The 20,582-nt window shown below is 42.3% G+C and carries 17 protein-coding genes and 1 pseudogene; 10 read left to right on the forward strand and 8 right to left on the reverse strand.

Annotated features, from left to right (window positions below):
* Positions 1-6 precede the first annotated feature (6 nt).
* Positions 7-393, reverse strand: coding sequence for a VOC family protein (locus K0625_RS19885; RefSeq protein ID WP_220111263.1), 387 nt, complete (start codon positions 391-393; stop codon positions 7-9).
* A 356-nt stretch (positions 394-749) separates the two neighbouring features.
* On the opposite strand from K0625_RS19885, the gene K0625_RS19890 reads away from it, so the two are divergent.
* From K0625_RS19890 to K0625_RS19905, 4 genes are all read left to right on the forward strand, one after another.
* The gene (locus tag K0625_RS19890) at positions 750-1,130 is read left to right on the forward strand and encodes a GNAT family N-acetyltransferase (RefSeq protein ID WP_220111264.1); all 381 of its coding nucleotides are present in this window, start codon (positions 750-752) and stop codon (positions 1,128-1,130) included.
* A gap of 103 nt (positions 1,131-1,233) precedes the next feature.
* Positions 1,234-1,938, forward strand: coding sequence for a DUF445 domain-containing protein (locus K0625_RS19895; RefSeq protein WP_220111265.1), 705 nt, complete (start codon positions 1,234-1,236; stop codon positions 1,936-1,938).
* A gap of 354 nt (positions 1,939-2,292) precedes the next feature.
* Positions 2,293-2,847 carry a heme NO-binding domain-containing protein gene (locus tag K0625_RS19900; RefSeq protein ID WP_220111266.1) on the forward strand — a complete coding sequence of 185 codons (555 nt, stop codon included), beginning with the start codon at positions 2,293-2,295 and terminating at the stop codon, positions 2,845-2,847.
* Positions 2,844-4,757, forward strand: coding sequence for an EAL domain-containing protein (locus K0625_RS19905; protein WP_220111267.1), 1,914 nt, complete (start codon positions 2,844-2,846; stop codon positions 4,755-4,757). Before K0625_RS19900 ends, K0625_RS19905 begins: the two co-directional genes overlap by 4 nt.
* Positions 4,758-4,839: 82 nt before the next feature.
* On the opposite strand, the gene asnB is transcribed toward K0625_RS19905, so the two are convergent.
* Complete coding sequence (asnB, locus tag K0625_RS19910; protein ID WP_220111268.1) at positions 4,840-6,513, reverse strand: asparagine synthase B; 1,674 nt, start codon at positions 6,511-6,513, stop codon at positions 4,840-4,842.
* Positions 6,514-7,022: 509 nt separating this feature from the next.
* On the opposite strand from asnB, the gene K0625_RS19915 reads away from it, so the two are divergent.
* Positions 7,023-8,927 (forward strand): tetratricopeptide repeat-containing diguanylate cyclase, encoded by a 1,905-nt coding sequence (locus tag K0625_RS19915; RefSeq protein ID WP_232847199.1) that lies wholly within the window; start codon positions 7,023-7,025, stop codon positions 8,925-8,927.
* Positions 8,928-9,037: 110 nt separating this feature from the next.
* Here the strand turns inward: K0625_RS19915 and K0625_RS19920 are convergent, their stop codons facing one another.
* From K0625_RS19920 to purM, 4 genes are all read right to left on the reverse strand, one after another.
* Positions 9,038-10,708 carry a M28 family metallopeptidase gene (locus K0625_RS19920; protein WP_220111270.1) on the reverse strand — a complete coding sequence of 557 codons (1,671 nt, stop codon included), beginning with the start codon at positions 10,706-10,708 and terminating at the stop codon, positions 9,038-9,040.
* 175 nt (positions 10,709-10,883) lie between these two features.
* Entirely contained in the window at positions 10,884-11,630 is a 747-nt protein-coding gene (locus K0625_RS19925) for an HAD-IIA family hydrolase (protein WP_220111271.1), read from the reverse strand.
* 218 nt (positions 11,631-11,848) lie between these two features.
* Positions 11,849-12,493: a phosphoribosylglycinamide formyltransferase gene (gene purN / locus K0625_RS19930; protein WP_220111272.1), complete on the reverse strand. Its 645-nt coding sequence runs from the start codon at positions 12,491-12,493 to the stop codon at positions 11,849-11,851.
* Positions 12,493-13,530 carry a phosphoribosylformylglycinamidine cyclo-ligase gene (gene purM, locus K0625_RS19935; protein ID WP_220111273.1) on the reverse strand — a complete coding sequence of 346 codons (1,038 nt, stop codon included), beginning with the start codon at positions 13,528-13,530 and terminating at the stop codon, positions 12,493-12,495. The genes purN and purM overlap by 1 nt, the downstream gene beginning before the upstream one ends.
* A 213-nt stretch (positions 13,531-13,743) precedes the next feature.
* Here purM and upp point away from each other — a divergent pair, with 213 nt between their 5' ends.
* Positions 13,744-14,370: a uracil phosphoribosyltransferase gene (gene upp / locus K0625_RS19940; RefSeq protein WP_220111274.1), complete on the forward strand. Its 627-nt coding sequence runs from the start codon at positions 13,744-13,746 to the stop codon at positions 14,368-14,370.
* Between the two features lie 71 nt (positions 14,371-14,441).
* Here the strand turns inward: upp and K0625_RS19945 are convergent, their stop codons facing one another.
* Positions 14,442-15,761, reverse strand: coding sequence for a Na+/H+ antiporter family protein (locus K0625_RS19945; RefSeq protein WP_220111275.1), 1,320 nt, complete (start codon positions 15,759-15,761; stop codon positions 14,442-14,444).
* 302 nt (positions 15,762-16,063) lie between these two features.
* Between K0625_RS19945 and K0625_RS19950 the strand changes: the two genes are divergently transcribed.
* A complete protein-coding gene (locus tag K0625_RS19950) occupies positions 16,064-16,669 on the forward strand; it encodes a peroxiredoxin C (RefSeq protein ID WP_012325353.1) in 606 nt (201 codons plus the stop codon).
* A 115-nt stretch (positions 16,670-16,784) separates the two neighbouring features.
* Positions 16,785-17,798, forward strand: coding sequence for a DUF3137 domain-containing protein (locus K0625_RS19955; protein WP_220111276.1), 1,014 nt, complete (start codon positions 16,785-16,787; stop codon positions 17,796-17,798).
* 82 nt (positions 17,799-17,880) lie between these two features.
* On the opposite strand, the gene rnt is transcribed toward K0625_RS19955, so the two are convergent.
* On the reverse strand, positions 17,881-18,543 hold the full coding sequence (rnt, locus tag K0625_RS19960; protein WP_220111277.1) for a ribonuclease T: 663 nt from the start codon (positions 18,541-18,543) through the stop codon (positions 17,881-17,883).
* Positions 18,544-18,684: 141 nt separating this feature from the next.
* Here rnt and K0625_RS19965 point away from each other — a divergent pair, with 141 nt between their 5' ends.
* Together K0625_RS19965 and K0625_RS19970 are read left to right on the forward strand one after the other, a co-directional pair.
* Positions 18,685-19,554 (forward strand): flagellar protein MotY, encoded by an 870-nt coding sequence (locus K0625_RS19965; RefSeq protein WP_220111278.1) that lies wholly within the window; start codon positions 18,685-18,687, stop codon positions 19,552-19,554.
* A gap of 586 nt (positions 19,555-20,140) precedes the next feature.
* Positions 20,141-20,572: pseudogene (locus K0625_RS19970) on the forward strand (prolyl oligopeptidase family serine peptidase); the annotation flags it as partial.
* Positions 20,573-20,582 lie beyond the last annotated feature (10 nt).

A 20,582-nucleotide genomic window follows, 5' to 3' on the forward strand; every position in this document is an offset into this window, starting at 1 on the left:
GCATTGTCAGTCATCTGTTTTTTCATAGGTAATTGCTGCAATGATGGCGCCCTGGGGGTCTTTTATCCAGCATAGCCTACCCACTTCAGGAATATCTTCAGGTCCATAGAGTAACTCTCCACCTAAAGACTTTGCTTTTATCGCAACCTCATCAACATCATCGACCGTAATATATCCTGTCCAATGACTCTCCTGCTCAGGACAGGGGTTTGGCGCGATCCCGCCAATGCCGACACCTTCATTCTCAATGATATGGTAGGGGCCATGAGACATCTGCATGGTTTTAAATGTCCAGCCAAAAACCTTGCCATAGAAGCCAAATGCATCCTCACAAGAGTTAGAGGTTAATTCATGCCAGCCTAAAGCTCCTGGGGTACTATATGGTGACTGCATATCTATCTCCTTAACGACAAATAGTATGAATGGGCTATAGCGTTACGGTAAATGCTTTTATTACAGCTCAGTGGAGTTGTGATTTCAATCTGTGCTCTTAAGCCTTTCATTGACTCCAATCTAATATAGGGTTGTTTTTAGACTTAAGTTCGATGTTGATGGCCCCTATCTGAGTTAAAGTGTAGACCAGCTTTGAAAAATTAAAATAGTGTCCTTGATAGATTTATTTTGATGATAGTAAAAATAAATCTAAGTTAAGGTTTTGTAACTCATAGAAAAGTTGTTACTATCCCTTCTATAACTGTTTGAACTTTATAATCGTTGCTAAAACGGAAAATTGATTTCAAGGAATGAAAATGTACATAAGAATAGCAATAGATGATGACCTGAATGCACTAGCCACTCTATTTGACGAGTACCGCATGTGTTTGGGGAAGGAGAGCAATCTTAAGGATTGTAAAGCCTTCATTCAAGCTAGGCTTTTTGAGAACGATTCAGTGATCTTTTTAGCATTTAAATCCGATGTTCCTGTCGGTTTTATCCAGTTATTTCCTTCATATTCAACTATTTTGCTTAAGCCTCTATGGTATTTCGATGATCTTTTTGTGCTTGAAGATTACCGAGGAGGTGGGATCGCGACAGCTTTAGTTGCTAAAGCAAAAGAGTTGGCCGACGAAGCCCAGGTGGTTGCCGTAAGGCGTGATAACATCGAAGGCGAAGGCTTCCTGCTTATTTAATACCCTCTTTAATTATTGTATTTCTCCTCCTCCACTATTGATGAAAGATCAGATCCTTATGATATCATGCGCTGTTTTCAGTTTTTAATGTTGGAGTAAGAGATTGAATAAGAGCGTTACTACTAACCTTATAGCAGCGATTTTGGTTGTATCTGGGTACCTGTTGGCACAGCCCATCATTTTTAGCGTTGGCCTATTTGCCCTCTCTGGTGCAGTGACTAACTGGTTAGCAGTGCATATGCTATTTGAGAAGGTACCTGGCTTGTATGGTTCTGGTGTGATCCCGACACGTTTTGAAGAGTTTAAGACAGGGATCGCTAACTTAATGATGAAGCAGTTTTTCACCGATGAGAATATTGATCGTTTTTTATCGGCTGAAGGTGTTGAGTCGCATATTAACCTGCAACCTGTTATTGAAAAGATAGATCTCGCCCCCGCGTTTGATGCGCTGGTGACCACGGTTGAGCAATCCTCATTAGGCGGCATGTTGGCCATGTTTGGTGGCAGTGAGGCGATTACGCCATTAAGAGAGCCTTTTATTGAAAAGATGAAACTCTCTTTAGTTGACATATCACAGAGTGAAGAGTTTATTAACTTGGTTAAGAGTGAGCTTGAGCGTCCCGATGTCCTTGACGATATGCGTAATAAAGTCAATGAGATTGTCACACAAAGATTGGATGAGCTCACGCCTGAATTGGTGAAGGACATTATTCAAGAGATGATCCGTGAACATTTAGGTTGGCTAGTTGTGTGGGGCGGTGTATTTGGTGGTGTGATTGGTTTAATTGCTGCTATGTTGAATATTTAATTTTAATGTATAGAAAGGAGCCTCGGCTCCTTTTTGGGTTTATCTTGGTCAAAAATGAAACTTATTGGAGGCGTGGCTGGATAAAGTAAAGCATGGTTATGGACCTTGCCGCTGTCTCCCTTTACTTCAATTTACTCCTTATCTTATCTATTAAATCCACCTAGTTATCTAGGGGGATACGTAAACCTCGCTTTATCGTCACTTGCATATCTGAGCAAGCGCTCACCCACTTAGCGACTATACTTTTTATATATTGTACCTCTCTTACAACTTTTTCTCTGTTAAGGGCTAGATGTTGTTTGTATTTCTTGACTGCTGAAGAGAGGTTTTACTATGTAAAACAGGGGTTAAATTATGATGGGCATGGTTTTTACAGGCTTGATGGAGTTGATTGAAGATGAGTTCGGATATGAAACCTTAGACACCTTGCTGGAGTCATGTGATTTAGAGAGTGAGGGCATTTATACATCTGTTGGCAGTTATGATCATCAGGAGTTACTTCAATTGGTGGTTAAGCTGAGTGAGATCTCATCGGTACCTGTGACTGAGCTTGTTAAATTATTTGGCAAAAAACTGTTTGTAGAGTTGATAGAGGGCCACCCTGAAATAGCTAATGAGATGAGTGATTCTTTCGATCTACTTTCTAAAATAGACAGCTTTATTCATGTGGAGGTCTATAAACTTTATCCTCAAGCAGAGTTACCCAAATTTACCTGCAACCGATTAGGAGATAATGAAATTAGGCTGCATTATCAATCTAAAAGGCCGTTTGCATCGTTTGCTGAAGGCTTGCTGGATGGCTGTGCTGAGTATTTTAAAGAGGATTTTACTATCAGCCGGACGCCGGAGACTCAAGACTCTGAGACAGATGTTATTTTTAATATTACACGAGCACCCCGTTTGTCATGAGTGCACTTGAGGATCGAGAGCAAGTTTTTCTTCGAAGGATAGATAGAGAGAAACGTGCCCGTAAACAAGCGGAACAGATCCTTAGTGAAAAAAGTAAGGAGCTATGGAATACCAATCAGAAGCTACAGCAGATCAATGAGCAACTCGATCAGATGGTTAAAACCCGTACCAGTGAACTTGAGATTGCCAAGACCAATGCGGAGCTTGAGAGTTTAGCCCATAAGAACGCTAAGGAGAGGTTCCAGTTGGCTATGCGGGCAACCAGTGCTGGCGTATGGGAAAGAAATATTGTCGAGGACGTCTGGTATTTTAGTGAACGTTTAATTGCTCTATTTGGTTACAGCAGGGATGAGCTGTTGTTTGGTTTTAAAAACCTCTCTTTTATCCATAATGAAGACAAAAAGCCGCTACTTCATGTATTGAAAAATCACTTTAGAAAAGGCAAAGCTTTTGATTTTGAATGCCGAGTGCTGACCAGTGAAGGGCGCTATAAATGGTTCTGGGTTGTCGGTCAGGCAGTATGGAACGACAAAGGGGAGGTGATACGTATTGCTGGCTCTTTCAGTGATATAGATGAACGGGTTGAGAATTCAAAACTTGTTGAGAAGATGGCCCATTATGACCATCTGACTATGGTGCCGAACCGTGTTTTATATAATCAAGAACTGGATATTGCACTCTCCCTTGCTGAAAGTGAACGGAGTAATCTTGCGGTTATTTTGATTGATCTTAATGACTTTAAACAGGTTAACGATACCTTAGGTCACAGCGCAGGAGATCATCTGCTTCAGCACATTGCCAATCAATTTAAGTTGAATGTCAGAGAGAACGACATCGTTGCTAGGCTGGGGGGGGATGAGTTCTCCATTGTGTTAACCAATATTGAACATCGCCAAGCTGTGGTGACCAAGTGTGAGCAGTTGATCGAAATAATCTCCAAACCTTTCTATTATCAGGAAAGTTTAATTATTCCTAAAATAAGCATGGGGATCGCGCTCTACCCTGAGTATGGCGTGACTCGTGATGAGTTGATGATTAATGCTGATCTCGCTATGTATAAAGCTAAGGGGGAGAAGCATATGGGGAGTGTTTTTCAGTTTTGTGAGCAGGAACATATTAATAAAAATATGGAGCGAACAGAACTCAGCTCTGAGTTGTGTGAAGCGATCACTCAAAATGAGTTTTTTATGCTTTTTCAACCAATCATCGATCTTTCAAATGGTGAAATTACCTTTGCGGAAGCGTTGATCCGTTGGAAACATGCAAATAGAGGGGTACTACTTCCAGAAAAGTTTATCTCGATCGCAGAGGATAGCGGTTTAATAACTCGATTAGGGAAGCTCTCTATTGAGCTGGTGGCTAAGCAGATTGATCGAATGGTGGCTGCAAAGCGATTACAGAAATTGACACTAAACATCTCTCCTTCACATTTTCTATCACAAAGTTTCATTGAAAATCTAAAAGAGATCTTAAGTGTTTACCCCAATATGTCATCGTTTATCACGATTGAGATCACTGAAGTGGTATTTTTACTCAACATGGAGGTGGCGAAAAGAACAGTTATTGAACTGCATGAAATGGGGATCACGATAAGTTTAGATGATTTTGGCACTGGTTATTCAAGTTTTAAATATCTACAGCAACTTCCCATTGATGTGATTAAACTTGATTGCTCCTTTATCGCCGATTTAGACATTGACCCATCACACAGAAACATAGCATCGACCATTATTGATCTTGCCCACTCGCTTGAGATTAAGGTCATTGCGGAGGGGGTTGAAACGAATAGCCAATTGGTGTTTCTGCAAGATCACCATTGTGACTTTGCTCAGGGTCGCTATTTTTTCAAGCCTTTAAGTGTTATTGATTTTCTGCATATGCAGCGTTGTATCTCTTTACCCGCCAAATAGTCGCACACTCTAATACTCAACAAGCAGCGATAACCTAAAACTTTTGGGTAAAGATTATCACTGCTAATCCTATCGTTATTGTTTAATAAGCACTCTCATGAACGGATTGTACTGCACGGCCTGATGGGTCAATAATTCCCTGCAAGCTTTCATCCCAAGCGAGCGCTTCCGGTGTCGAACACGCTACCGATTTGCCGCCAGGAACAGTCTCTGCTGCACTGGCGAGTGGGAAGTGCTCTTCAAAAAAGCAGCGGTAATAGTAAGCTTCCTTTGTCTCAGGCGTGTTGTAGGGAAACCTGAACTTGGCATTGGCGAGTTTGAGGTCATCAACTTTCTCAGCAGCTAAGTCTTTCAAGCCATCTATCCAAGAGTAACCAACTCCATCGCTAAACTGCTCTTTCTGACGCCATGCAACCTCTTGAGGTAACTTATGCTCAAATGCTTGGCGCAGAATATGTTTCTCAATCTTACCATCTTTAGACATCTTAGCTTCAGGGTTAATGCGCATCGCCACGTCCATAAACTCTTTGTCGAGAAAAGGAACACGAGCTTCTAACCCCCAAGCAGCCATCGCCTTGTTGGCGCGAAGGCAGTCAAACAGATGCAACTTGTCGAGTTTTCGGACCAGCTCTTCGTGAAATGCTTGTGCATTTGGCGCTTTATGGAAATAGAGATAGCCGCCAAATAGCTCATCGGCTCCCTCTCCTGATAGCACCATTTTTATGCCCATGGCCTTAATCTTTCTTGCCATTAGATACATAGGTGTGGCTGCACGAATGGTAGTGACGTCATAGGTTTCAAGATGATAAATCACATCTTTGATGGCATCGATACCATCTTGGAAGGTAAAAGTGATCTCATGGTGGATCGTGCCTATTGCATCGGCTACCTTTTGTGCTGCGATAAGATCTGGTGCGCCTTCAAGGCCAACAGCAAAGGAGTGTAGTTGTGGCCACCATGCACTGCTTTCGTCATCATCTTCGATACGACGTTTTGCAAATGTCTGGGTGATCGCTGAGATAACTGAGGAGTCCAATCCACCAGAGAGTAGTACACCATAGGGGACATCAGACATTAGCTGACGTTTAACTGACGCTTCCAGTGCTTCTCTTAGCTCATCGACACTGGCAGGGTTATCTTTTACTGCGTCAAAATCTTTCCAATCACGTTGGTAATAGTGAGTGTAAGCACCAGTTTCACCTTCTCTGCTGCTAATGTAGTGACCAGGTTTGAACTCTTCAATGGTTTTACAAACAGGCATCAAGGCTTTCATCTCAGAAGCGATATAGAAGTTCCCCTCAGTATCCAGACCTGAGTAAAGCGGGATGATACCCATATGATCGCGACCAATCAGATAGCTATCTTTATTTTTGTCATAGAGGACGAATGCAAAAATACCGTTTAACTTGTCTAGAAACTCAGTACCGTACTCTTGGTACAAAGCTAGAATAACTTCACAATCAGAGTTGGTTTGATAGCTGTATTTATCGCCGAGTTCAGCCTTGAGATCTTTGTGGTTATAAATCTCACCATTGACCGCCAGTATGATGCTCTCATCTTCACTGAGTAGAGGCTGGGCACCATGCTCTATGTCTACGATGGCTAAACGTTCATGGGCAAGGATTGCTCTGTCGCAGCTGTAAATTCCAGACCAGTCTGGACCGCGATGGCGCATTAGCTTAGACATCTCCAGAGCAACTTGGCGCAGTGGGGTTGAGTCGGATTTAATATCTAAAATGGCGAAAATTGAACACATAGGCTTGCTCCGCAAAAAAGGGTGTAACGCTTAATTGAGTATTACTGTGCCACTAAATCGCGTGAATACCAAATCTGTTTTTATTGAAATATCCATTTTTAAGTGTTTTTTTAGTTGATAATTCATTTTTTTTGCGATTCTGTTTTTAATGTTTCTGTGTTTTATGTTTAATTATTGAATTATCCTTATTTTGATTGCGCGTTTTAGCCTATCCATTGCGATATCCGTAATCAGCTGTATTTTTTTGACCAAGTGTCCAAAAGGCAGTAACTAAGCCGTTGATAGTTACACAGTTCAAACTTTTATAGTAAAAAAATTGACCTGATAGAGATTCAGGATAAAGTGTGGCTTTATCTATGTTTAATATCAATTTTTCAAACTGAAACAAATGGTTATAACTGGTTAATAGTTGCATGAGATAAGGATTTTCTAATCTCTCATTTTTGAAGAAGTCATTTATGCATAATGGTAAATTAGTTGTATATCTTCTGATAATATGGGCTTGGCAAATGCCATTGATAGCTCAAAGTACGGAGTTTACTCCTCTTGTTAATATTGCCACACTGAGTAATGGTAAGAAAATACTACAACTCCTTGATAATAAAGATATCGACTCGAAAATAAAACGACAAAAACTCAATCAATATATCTCTGCAGATCAATTTCAAAAATCTCCCTATTACGCATTCGCATATTTTCGTATCTTACATGATATTGAGATATCCCGTGGACAACCTGAAAAGGCTAAGCAAGCGATAGAGAGTATGCTGTCGATCGGGAAAGAGCTTCAACAAACTTGGTTGGAAGCTGAAGCCTATATGTGGCTTGCAACGTTTGGGGCTAAAGAGGGCAATTTCGATGAGGGACTAAATCTAGTAGAGCGAGCAATTCACTTATCTAAATCGGTTCATTTTCATCATTTAACAGCAAGAGCATATAACACCAAAGCTGCCTTATACTATTTTCAGGATCAATATTATGTTGCACTTGAGCTCTACTTGAGTGCACTTGAGATCTTTATGGCTGAGCCCGAAGATCCGTACGTCAGCAAGGTGTTGTCTAACATTTCTATTATCTATTTAGATCTTGAGGAGTGGGATAAGGCATGGGAGTCAAACTTCGACGCACTGCAACATCTCGAAAAGTATGGTGGCAGTAATGAGCAGTATACGGCCTTCAATAATAATGCCGCGTTTATCTTAGAGCAGTTAGGTAGGGTAGAGGAGAGTGAACCCTACTTAATTAATGCACAGAAATACAGTGAGCTTACCGGAGATATACGGATAAAGCTCAACAGCTTTCTAGCTTGGGCTCACTACTATATTTCGATAAAACAATACTCGCGTGCTATCACGTTTGCCGAGCAATGCCTCAATAACCCAAAGGCTGAGAGTTATCCTGTAATTTATAGTGATTGTAATCGGTTACTGGCGAAGGCTTTGCATTACTTAGGGCAACATAAAGAAGCCGTAAAGATATTGAAGTTAAGTGACAGCTTGTATAAAGAGATGGAGAGTCATGCCAATTTGGCCGATGTTTATGCTCTATACTCCCTTGCTTTTGAAGCTCAAGGTGACTTTCAAGCAGCCTTAACCTATCAGCGTCAGGCAAATATAGAAGATAAAGCTTTGCTGTTTGATAGACGAGCAAAGATGATTTTCAATTTAAGTGAGCAGTATAAAGATAAGTATCGTCAACAGCAGTTAGCCTTGTTAGAGGCTGAGAATGCATTACAGACTGCTAGGTTAGCAGAGCAGGGAATTCGTGAAAAACTGATGTTTTTTCTAATCCTTGTGGGAGGATTGTTAATCTTTATTTTAGTTAAAAAACGCTATTGGCTTGAAAGCCATAACAAGAGTTTGCAGGATTCAAACGATGAGCTTTACAAGCAATCCCATATCGATAGTTTAACTGGCTTGTATAACCGAAGGTATTTTCTTGATTATTTAACGCAGCTTACGCAACTGTCGCAGACACAGGCATCTCAAGCTTGTATCGCCATTGTCGATATCGACCATTTTAAAGTCGTTAATGATACTTATGGCCATGATATGGGGGATGAAGTGTTAGTACAGATCAGCAAAGTATTGCATGCTAATATTCGAGATAGTGATCTCCTTGTGCGTTGGGGAGGCGAAGAGTTTGTTATCTTGCTCTGTTGGCCACAAAATTACACGCCTATCGGTGCTGAAGAGTTATTGGCTAAGTTTGAACGTATACGTTTTGCTGTATGTAAAAAACCTCTAGTGATAGATAAACTCACTATTCCTATTACCGTCTCTATTGGTATAAGCCAGCCTTTGGATGCCAAAGAGCTAACGCTTGAATGGCACAGTGCCTTGGAGCATGCTGATAAAGCCTTGTATCAAGCCAAAGGTCTTGGTCGTAACTGTGCCATTATGGCTAAAAATTAATATTTGAATGACTATTGTGGAGTGCCAAGAGAGTCTCTCTTGGCACTTTTATGGATAATAGCTGCTATCAATGATGATGGATAAAACAGCGCTTAAACATGGTTTAAACTTTATTCAGATTTTGCAGCGCGGAGTGAGTGGAACTCGGTGCCTTGATAATAACCGGGCCAATCTCTGCTGTTAGCCAGTGAATGTGCGGCATTGTAATAGACTGAGATATCCTCAAGTGCACCGCTGAGATCCCAATCTTCACGGTATTCATCACAGGTGTTGTGATAACACCCTTTCATCACCTGCTTCATCTTAGCTTTATATTGGCTGGTGGCCTCATCTACTGGTTGGCTTCCGCCGCCAGCGAATACCGCAGGGATCCCTTTTTGTGCAAAACTGAAGTGATCTGAGCGGAAAAAACCACCAGATTCAGGATGCTTTTCCGCTCTGGCGGTACGCTGTAGTGGCTCAAGGGCTTCGATAAGGTACTCTTCAAGCTCAGATTTGCCTTTACCTACGATAGTGTAATCACTGGTTCTGCCATAGATATTGGTGCTGTCTAGATTGAATACGGCAACGGACTTATCGATTGGATAGAGTGGGTTAGCTGCGTAGTAACGTGATCCCAGTAACCCTTGCTCCTCACCCGTTGTGGCGATAAAGGTGATTGAGCGTTCTGATGCTTGGCCATCTCTCGCTTGTTGAGCGAATTGACGTGCAATCTCTAAAATACCTGCGGTGCCAGATGCGTTGTCTAGGGCGCCATTATAGATTTGATCGCCATCTTTACTTGTATCGACACCGATATGATCCCAGTGAGCGGAGAAAAGGATATGCTCATCGGGTACTTTTTTGCCAGGTAGTGTGGCGACTACATTGTAACTATTAGCGTACTGGGCTTGGTTAGCAAATTGAATATCTGCGTGTTGCTCTAGAGGCAAATTGAGTGGGCCGTTAGCGGCTTGCTCCATTAGTTTAGGCAGGGATTTCCCCGATTTAGTAAAGAGTTCTGTTGCTGCATCTAAGGTTATCCACCCTTCAACTTGTACCCGTTTCGCTTGCTCCTCCTTGCTTTGAACTAAGTCTTGCTGGGCACCTGTCCAGCTATTTTCGACCACAGACCAAGGGTAGGAAGCTGGTGCAGTATCATGAATGATGATAGCGCCTAAAGCGCCGCGATCACTGGCCTCTTTAAACTTGTAATCCCAGCGACCATAGTAGGTCATGGCTTTACCGTTAAACAGTCCTGAATCAGGTTTTGCAAAACCTGGATCGTTAACTAAGATCACGGCAATCTTCCCCGTCATATCAATGCCTTGATAGTCATTCCAATTATACTCAGGCGCTGAGATCCCATAGCCGACAAAAACTAAGGGGGCATGTTTAATATTGACGCCACCGTTATCGTGGCGGCTGCCTAATACCACATCTTTACGGTGAATGAGCTTGGTACCTGCCAAGTTGATGTTTTGATTCTCTGCAGCTGTGTAACTCACCATAGGCACTGCTTGCAAAAAATCGCCCTTATTTGCTCCCTGTAACCCCATCTCTTTAAAAGCGGATGTTAGGTAATCCAAGGTAAGCTTTTCACCTTGGGTGGTAGGGGCTCGACCTTCAAACTTATCGGAAGAGAGTGTCTTTATATCCTCTCTAAAACGGGCTTCATTAAACTCTACTAGAGTGTGAGTTTGCTGTGATTGAGTTTGGGGTTGGTTTTGTGGGGTCTCTGGTGCTTGTTGGCTACAAGCACTAAGCAGTGCAATGGTCGACACTGAAAGCAGTGAACGCATGGGGGATCCTATTATTCTTGTTATTGGCTTACTTTTACCAAAGGTAAAGTTTGAATGTTTGGGTATATTGTTATAAGCAAAGTGCATAATGAATGCAAATGACCCACTTTGACAAGTGGGTCAGAAGGTTTAATTGAGATAAATATGTTTCTTAATATTGCAATGAGGGAGTGGCCTAGACAACATCAATGTCACCAGCGCAGGGGAAGATATGGTTCGGTCTGAAGGGTTCAAGCTCCACATCGCTAAGTTGACTCACACCGCTCGTGACCAATACTGTCTCTAGGCCCGCCTGAAACCCCGCTAAAATATCCGTTTTCATGTTATCACCGATAATAATGGTGTTATCTGAGTGTCCATCAATGTGATTTAGTGCTGAGCGTATGATCCAGGAGCTAGGCTTTCCAACATAAAATGGCAGTCGGCCACTAATGCGCTCAATTGGAGCACACAGTGCCCCACAGGCCGGGCTGTGAGAGGGGCCATGGGTATCAGGATTCGTGGCGATAAATCGGGCACCTTCGGCAACAAATTTAGCTGCTTTGTGGATCATCTCCCAGTTATAGGAGCGGGTCTCTCCGACGATAACAAAGTCGGGATTGATATCTGTGATGGTAAAGCCAGCTTTATAGAGCTCATGGGTGAGGGCGCCTTCACCAATGACATAGGCTTTATTTCCCGTTTGATGTTTTAGGAAGTCAGCGGTGGCCATGGCTGAGGTGTAGAAGCACTCTTCTGGGATCTTTATACCTGCAGCTCCTAGTCTATTTTGCAGGTCCTTTCCTGTTTGTACTGGATAATTGGTGAGTACAACCAAAGGGTTACCTTGTTCAAGCACACGGTGAATAAACTTGTCACTGCCGGGGATAAGCTGGTTGTTATGCAGTAAAACGCCGTCGATGTCGCAAATAATATTTTTCATTCATGGCTCTCGGTTTGAGGTTTTGTTTGGAAAATTGCGATATGAAGAGGATTTGTTAACTCAACTATCTAATACCTGCTTTATATAATGCCAATTTAGCGTCAATTACAATGACTTTAATGAGCGTTTGTGAATAATCTTATACCAACAAAAAAGGCTAAGAGTCTCCTCTTAGCCTTTTTTATTCAATAGATTTGAGCGTTAGATTGCACTGAAATTTAATCTATCGCGTAACCTGCTGCATCAAGCTCTACGCCGTCGAGTACTGCTTTACCGTTTGTCATTGCCAGCCTGTTTTGACTGAACCATTTGACGACAAGCGGGTAGATAGCATGCTCTTGCTCGTGGACACGAAGTGCAAGAGTATCTGCGGTATCCTCTTCATACACTGGCACTTTAGCTTGAAGAATAACAGGACCTGAATCGAGCTCTGGGGTGACAAAGTGAACACTGGCACCATGCTCTTCATCTTTTGCATCAATCGCACGCTGATGAGTATGCAGTCCTGTGTACTTAGGTAAGAGTGACGGGTGGATATTGATCATCTTGCCTTCAAAACCTTGTACAAACTCGTCGCTGAGAATGCGCATAAAGCCGGCCAATACGATAAGGTCTGGTTGATACCTATCGATGGCAACTTTTAACCTAGCATCATACTCGACACGAGTTTCACCTTTATGAGCAATCACACAACTGGTATCGATCTCACTTTGATGAGCACGGATCAAACCATAAGCGTCAGGTTTATTACTGATAACACCTATAACTTCGGCCTGAAGATTATCATCGCATCCATCGATAATAGCTTGTAGATTACTGCCATTACCTGAGATCAAGACTAATACGCGACAGCTAACAGACATTACAGGATCTCCACTTGCTCTTCGCTATCATCACGCTTAGCAATTTCACCGATTAACCAGGCTTTTTCGCCTTCAGCATTAAGTAGTGCAAGTGCGGCTTCAACTTTGTCGCTTGGTAAGGCAACAACCATACCTACGCCACAGTTAAATGTGCGGTACATCTCAAACTCTGCGATGTTGCCGTTTTCCATTAACCAGTTGAAGATTGATGGCCACTGCCATGAATCACCTTGGATAACCGCTTTACAATCATCAGGAAGGACTCGTGGGATATTCTCCCAAAATCCGCCGCCTGTGATGTGCGCCATAGCATGGACTTCGGTCTGTTCTAGTAGCTTAAGTAGCGACTTAACATAAATTTTTGTAGGCTCAAGTAGGTGGTCAATTAATGCCTTTCCTTCAAGCTCCTGCTCTGGGTTGGCGCCACTGATTTCCAGTACTTTACGGATCAAAGAGAAACCGTTTGAGTGTGGGCCGCTCGCCCCTAGTGCGATAAGAGAGTCACCAGCTACAACCTTAGTGCCATCGATAATCTCTTCTTTTTCAACGACGCCAACACAGAAACCAGCTAAGTCGTAGTCATCGCCTTCATACATGCCTGGCATCTCAGCAGTTTCACCACCGATCAATGCACAGCCAGATTGCACACAACCCTCGGCAATACCTTTAACGACAGCAGTCGCTGCATCGACATCTAACTTGCCAGTGGCATAGTAATCGAGGAAGAAAAGTGGCTCAGCACCAGAGACAATAAGATCGTTAGAACACATGGCAACAAGGTCGATACCTACAGTGTCATGTTTTTTATAGTCAATGGCCAATCTTAACTTAGTACCAACACCATCGGTGCCAGAAACCAGAACTGGGTGCTTGTACTTAGTTGGCAGCTCACATAGAGCACCAAATCCACCTAGGTTGCCCATAACTTCTGGACGGTGGGTACGTTTCACTGCAGTCTTAATATTATCAACAAGTGCATTTCCGGCGTCGATATCAACACCTGCATCTTTATAGCTCAGCTGGGTAGGAGTGCTCACGAAGATCCTCTCGGGTACAGAATAGTTATTGGATTTTATGCGGCGCCATTCTAACAGCTTGTGTCATCACTCGAAAGGGGGAGTTTGCAGATATAAGAGCTGACATAGGTCACGATTTATTGGGTTTTTAAAACTTTATGTTTTCCATTGCGGACAAATAAACTAAAATCTTCTGAATTTGCTTGTTGAAATGCCAAAAATCAGGAGAAGAAGATGAAAGTTGTCGAAGTTAAGCATCCTTTAGTTCGTCATAAAATCGGGTTAATGCGTGAAGGTGATATCAGCACTAAACGTTTTCGTGAACTAGCAGCAGAGGTGGGTAGTCTTTTAACTTATGAAGCAACCGCTGATTTTGAAACTGAAGCTGTGACCATTGAAGGTTGGAACGGTCCTGTTGAAGTGGAGCAGATCAAAGGTAAAAAAGTGACAGTTGTCCCAATTCTTCGTGCGGGTCTTGGCATGATGGATGGCGTACTTGAGCATATTCCAAGTGCACGTATCTCAGTTGTTGGTATGTACCGTGATGAAGAGACACTTGAGCCTGTTCCCTATTTCGAAAAGCTAGCCAGTGATATGCCTTCTCGTATCGCACTCGTCGTTGACCCTATGTTGGCAACAGGTGGCTCAATGATTTCAACTATCGATCTGTTAAAAGAGCGTGGTTGCACTTCAATTAAAGCACTCGTGCTAGTGGCTGCACCTGAAGGTGTTGCTGCCCTTGAGAAAGCCCATCCAGATATTGAGCTTTATACCGCTTCTATTGATGACTGTCTAAATGAGCAAGGTTATATTCTTCCTGGCCTTGGTGATGCAGGTGATAAGATTTTCGGTACTAAATAACCGTTATTTGTAGTGAAAACAAAAAGGAGCCAATTGGCTCCTTTTTTGTGTCATATTTTTAGGTTGGCCAATTAAAGTACCATAGCGGCAATCCAGCCAAACACTAATAACGGGATGTTGTAGTGGATAAAGGTCGGGATAACACTGTCTTTCATATGGTCATGCTGCCCATCGGCATTAAGACCTGCTGTTGGGCCTAAGGTTGACTCTGATGCTGGTGAGCCAGCATCTCCTAGCGCAGCTGCGGTTCCAACTAGAGCAATCGTTGCTTCAACTGAGAACCCGAAACTCATCGCCAAAGGAACATAAATAGCGGCAATAATGGGGATAGTCGAAAAGGATGAACCGATCCCCATGGTGATAAGTAAACCCACGAGTAACATTAAGAAGGCAGCTAAGGCCTTATTATCACCAATGGCTGTGTTCATTACCTCAACCAAGCTAGCAACATCGCCTGTTTCCTTGATCACCGCAGCAAAGCCTGCTGCCGAGATCATGATAAAACCGATATTGGCCATCATACGGACACCTTGGTTGAAAATATCTTGATCGGCTACATGCTTAAGTGCGCCGGAGAAGCTGAATACGATGAAGCCAACCAGTGCACCAAAAATCATTGAACCTGTATAGAGTTGTACCATTAAGGTCGCGATAACAGCGATAAGCGCAATGGCTATATTACGTGGCTTAACCCCCTCTTCAGGCTCCGCTGCCAAAATGAGCTCTTCTCTATATTCTCGAGGTTTTCGATAGCTGATAAATATAGCGACCAATAAGCCTGCAAACATACCTAAAGCGGGGATCATCATCGCGGGAGCAACTTGCTCTCTTATTGCGAGCAGGTTGTTGCTATTTAGGTTTGTGAGTAAAATATCGTAAAGAAATATGCCACCAAACCCAACGGGTAACACCATATAAGTGGTCACAAGTCCGAAGGTGAGAACACAGGCAACTAAACGACGATCCATTTTTAGCTTAGACATTACATGTAAAAGCGGAGGGATTAGAATAGGGATAAAAGCAATATGGATAGGTAAAATATTCTGTGAGGCAATAGCCATTGATAGGATCGCTAACAGTAATACCCAACGAACTCGTTTGTTATTAGTACTATTTTGTTCTTTACCTAATAAACTGATGACCTTAGTTGAAATGAGGGTCGTAAGGCCTGAATGCGACAATGCGACCGCAAAAGCGCCGAGCAGGGCATAACTTAAGGCTATCTGCGCACCTCCACCAAGGCCTGTGTTAAAGGCCTCAACCGTTTGATGAAGATCTAAGCCCCCAATAAGTCCTGCAACTAATGCAGAGATGGTGAGTGCGACGACGACATTTACCCTAGCTAAACTAAGGCCTAACATCAGGCATACTGCGATAACGACAGCGTTCATATCTATATTTTCTTTTGTACTCGTTAGATTGGCGGTTATTTTTGCTTAGCTAACCTAGGCTTGTCCAGTAAAGAGGCCTTTTTTCTTCCTAAATCCATTACTTGTTAACTGGCTGTGGGGATATGTAGGTGAAAAGTGTAAATAACAGCACTAAGTTAAAGGTTATTAAGGCTACAAAAGCACCGTAAACAGGAATATTCATGAAAAGGTGTGTTATTGACTTGTGCAGGAATAAACTGTGCCTATAATGCGATAAGATTTAAAACAAAAACGATTTTTCAATCCATAGATGGAGATATAAAATGAGCGTATTAGTAGGCCGTCCGGCACCTGACTTCACTGCTGCAGCTGTTCTGGGTAACGGCGAAATCGTTGATAGCTTTAACCTAGCTGAAGCGATTAAAGGTAAGCCAACGGTAGTTTTTTTCTATCCACTTGATTTTACTTTCGTATGCCCATCTGAGCTGATTGCTTTCGATCACCGTATCGAAGAGTTCAAGAAGCGTGGCGTTGAAGTGATTGGTGTTTCTATCGATTCACAGTTCACTCACAATGCATGGCGTAACACGCCTGTTGCTGAAGGCGGAATTGGTCCAGTTCAGTACACACTTGTTGCTGATGTTAAGCATGAGATCTGTAAAGCGTACGATGTTGAGCATCCAGAAGCTGGTGTTGCTTTCCGTGGTTCCTTCCTTATCGACAAAGAAGGCCAAGTTCGTCACCAAGTTGTGAACGATCTTCCACTAGGCCGTAACGTTGACGAGATGCTACGTATGATCGACGCACTTCAATTCCACGAAGAGCACGGTGATGTTTGCCCTGCAGGTTGGGAAAAAGGCGATAAAGGTATGGACGCAAGCCCAGAAGGTGTTGCTTCTTACCTAAATGATAATGCTGATACTCTATAAATTATAGATTTATTAGCTGTGGTCACTAAAAGCTGCGTTTATCGCAGCTTTTTTGTGTCTGTTTTTTGATTTACTATCATGGACGGACTCATTTGATATTGAACAAGGAACGAACATGAACCCAATGGAGTTTACTATCCCTGAAGAGGATAAACTTCCCTTTACTGAATATTATAAGAAATATATTGCGCCTAAGTGTCAAAGCTATGAGTTGGAGCGGATCTCTGCTGTGGCAAAGCAGACTAAACGGAGAAAGGTGAGTCAACCTTTGACCTATTTAGGCATGGCCATCTTTTTTGCTTCATTTGCATTTTGTTTTTATGCCTTAGCCATATTAGATGATGGGGGATTGTTTTTTATTGGTTTAGTGGCGGCTATTTTTGCCATGGTCTGCGTTGCGATTATTAATATATGGGCCAATGGTGAAGCCTCTAAATTAAGGGATAACATCTTCAGTGATATTTACCCTACTGTTATTGGATATTTTGGTAAGAGTTTCGAGTTAAACCCTTCACAGCTACCTGAGCTGGGTGAGTATCAAGAATACGGTATTTTACCCGATTATGACCGCGGCCATTTCGACGATAGCTTTAAAGGGAGATATAAAGATGTGCCCTTTGTGCTACGGGAAGTCGTGTTGGAAGAGTCTGACGGACACAAAGACAATAAAAAGCAATATAAAACCGTTTTTGATGGCATATTAGTTGAGTTCTCTATTCCTAAACGTTTCTCTGGAACGACGGTGATCAGTCAAGATAAAGGCTTTTTTGCTAATCGTTTAACAAGTTTTATGAGTAAACTTTCACGAGTCAAACTTGAAGACGTTGATTTTGAGCAACACTTTGAGGTTTACAGTAGTGACCAAGTGGAAGCGAGATACCTCTTAAATACAGCGGCCATGGAACGTTTTCTCTCTTTGGCTCGATTTTATCGAGCAGGGCTTGAGGCTTCCTTTAATGAGCAGAAGCTTCTTATTAAGCTGTCGAGTAAACATAACTATTTTGAGCCTCAGTTAGATATTAGTAAGCCATTAAGCTTTAGAGGGGATATTGAGCAGCTTTTTAAAGAGTTAACTGAAATATTTTCTTTGATCGATGCTCTGAATTTAGACGCAAACACAGGGCTGTAATATCATTTGGAGTGTGGCAAAAGAGTTTTTTGCCACATTAAGATTTTGTCTAAACTTGTTGATGTTTGTTTGATTAAGGCAGCTACTTCAACTCCTCTTTACTCTCCTCATCTATGGCTATTGGCCATCCACCTAATGCTTTCCAGCGGTTTACAATCAAACAGAATAGTTCAGCTGTACGCTCTGTGTCATAAAGTGCTGAATGTGCTTCGCTGTTATCAAAGGGGATCCCAGCAATAGCACAAGCTTTTGCTAGAACAGTATGACCTAACGCTAGCCCTGAGAGAGCAGCGGTATCAAAAGTGGCAAAAGGGTGGAAAGGGGTTCGCTTTAGCGCACAACGCTCAATGGCCTGAGAGACAAAACCATGATCGAAAGCGGCATTATGGGCAACAATGATACTTCGATGGCAACCGGCTGCCTTTTGAGACTTCTTGACCTCTTTAAAGATCTCAAGAAATGCTTCCTTTTCACCGACTGCGCCGCGTAAAGGGTTGGTTGGATCTATCCCTGTAAAAGCCAGAGCTTCCGGCTCTAGATTGGCTCCTTCGAAAGGCTCAATGTGAAAATGCAAAGTTTTGTCTAAACTTAGGATACCTTCATCATCCATTTTTAACATGGTGACTGCGATCTCTAGCAACGCATCTGTTTGGGCATTGAAGCCCGCTGTTTCAACATCTATGACAACGGGGAAGTAGCCTCGAAAACGGTGACTTAATTTATTGGCGTCGCAAATATCGCTCATTAACATGTCCAAATAGTTAGCAGGTCGCTATTATGCGATAAGAGGTTAGTGCTGTCATGTTTGAATGGTTACTTTATAAGCTAAAGGTATGTAAAAGTGTGCCGATAGTTTAAAGTAATAGAATAATTAAGAGTACTTTGTATGTGGCTAAGAGTATTACTGGCGTTAACGTTATTTCTGCCTCTGACTGGAAGCGCGGAATTACGTCACTATGTTGCCTCTTTGGATCAGTCCGAGTGGAAATTAAGTGGTAACACGCCGATTATGTGTCGTCTTGAACATGATATTCCTGCATACGGAAAAGCAGTATTCACCAGCACTGCGGGTAAAGATCATAATCTTAATTTCAGTTTAGATATGTGGGTGAAACCAGATCAAGTGACTCAAGCTAAATTGATGAGCCTCGCGCCAGCATGGAGACCCGGTGTTATCTCTAAAGAGATCACTGAGCTGACCTACCAAAAATATTTTAGCGGTGAAGTACCCCGTAATGCAGCCTGGTCCATGTTATCTGAGCTTGAACAGGGGATGCAGCCAACCTTCTACTATGCTGACTGGTATAACCAAAGTAATAAAGTTGCTGTGGGTTTATCGGCAGTTAATTTTAATCGTAAATACAGTGAGTTTAAGTCCTGTTTAGCCAGTCTGTTGCCATATAGCTTCGATGATATAGCCTTTACTGTCCTGACTTATGAGTTTGGAGGAAAAGAGCTGACGCGATACGCAAAAGCGCAGATAGCCAAGGTGCAGGAGTATCTCTCTTATGATCCTGAGGTTGAACTGGTACTTATTGATGCCTATACCGACAGTTATGGCGGACGCTCTATCAACCAGAAGATATCTGAAGAGCGAGCCGATTCGGTAAAAGAGTTCTTTATCTCAGCAGGCATTACTCAGGAGCGGATCCACACCGTTGGACATGGTGAGCGGCACCATGTGGCATCAAATGCGACTATCGATGAGAGAGCAAGAAACAGACGTGTTGTTATTCGGATAACTAAGCCTATGTGATCAGATTTATCTCTGTTTGCTAATTGTCGATGAGCCCTGCATTTATGTGGGGCTTTTTATTGGGAAAGAAAAAGGCTGATTAATTTAGACAAAAAAAAGCCCGCTTAATTCCTTAAGCGGGCCGCAAAAAATAAATTGCAATCAACAAATTGAAGGAAGGAAGTCAAGCTTAAGAACCAGGGATTAAATTCACGTGTTAGACACGGGAATTAAGAGTTCTTGTTTTCATATCTGCCTAGCAGACACTTCCTGAAAACGAGGCGAATTGTAGGCATAGCGGAGGCTGTCGGCAAGCGAGAAAAATTGCCCTTATTCATTAGTTTATCTAATCATTAATAGTGTGATCTAGGTTGGATAATTCACTTGTGGTGGCTCTTTGTGATTGAGTAAGCAGATTTTTTGCATAATGTGATGCTTTGTTATGTTACAGGTTTATTAATCTTAGCCTGCATCTCCTTGTTTGAACTTCTACTTCTTTTTATTGGTATGTTTTTATTTGATTGTATAGTAGCGGCGAAAAGATCAATTAAGTACAGGGCTTTACCCCTAAATAATAAATATAACTAAATGTTTACAATGGCAGTAGGGGGGAAGGATGGAATTGAAATCTATATTGGCTAAGCTGCATCTGTTTGCTGCTGTACTGGATATGTTGCGCTTCCAATAAGAACACTATCGGAGGGGGTGGGCCAGCGAATTCGGCAGTGCAGATGTGGCTGAGCAGTTCCCAGCACTTTTAGCATACTCTCCCTACCATAATGTCACTGCACGTGAATATCCCGCTACTATGGTGATGACAGCTGATCACGATGTTCGCGTTGTGCCACTGCATAGTTATAAATTTGGTGCCATGATGCAAGAGAAACTGCAGGGTGAAGAGCCCATTATCACGCGAATAGAGTTAAATGCTGGGCATGGAGCTGGTAAGCCTACTTCAATGAAGATTGATGAATTTGCCGATATTTATACTTTTTGGTTTGAAAGCTTTGGTTTAACTATTCCAGCAAAAATTAATTAATCTTAAAGTG

The organism is Shewanella nanhaiensis, assembly GCF_019457885.1.
Classification (GTDB): domain Bacteria; phylum Pseudomonadota; class Gammaproteobacteria; order Enterobacterales; family Shewanellaceae; genus Shewanella; species Shewanella nanhaiensis.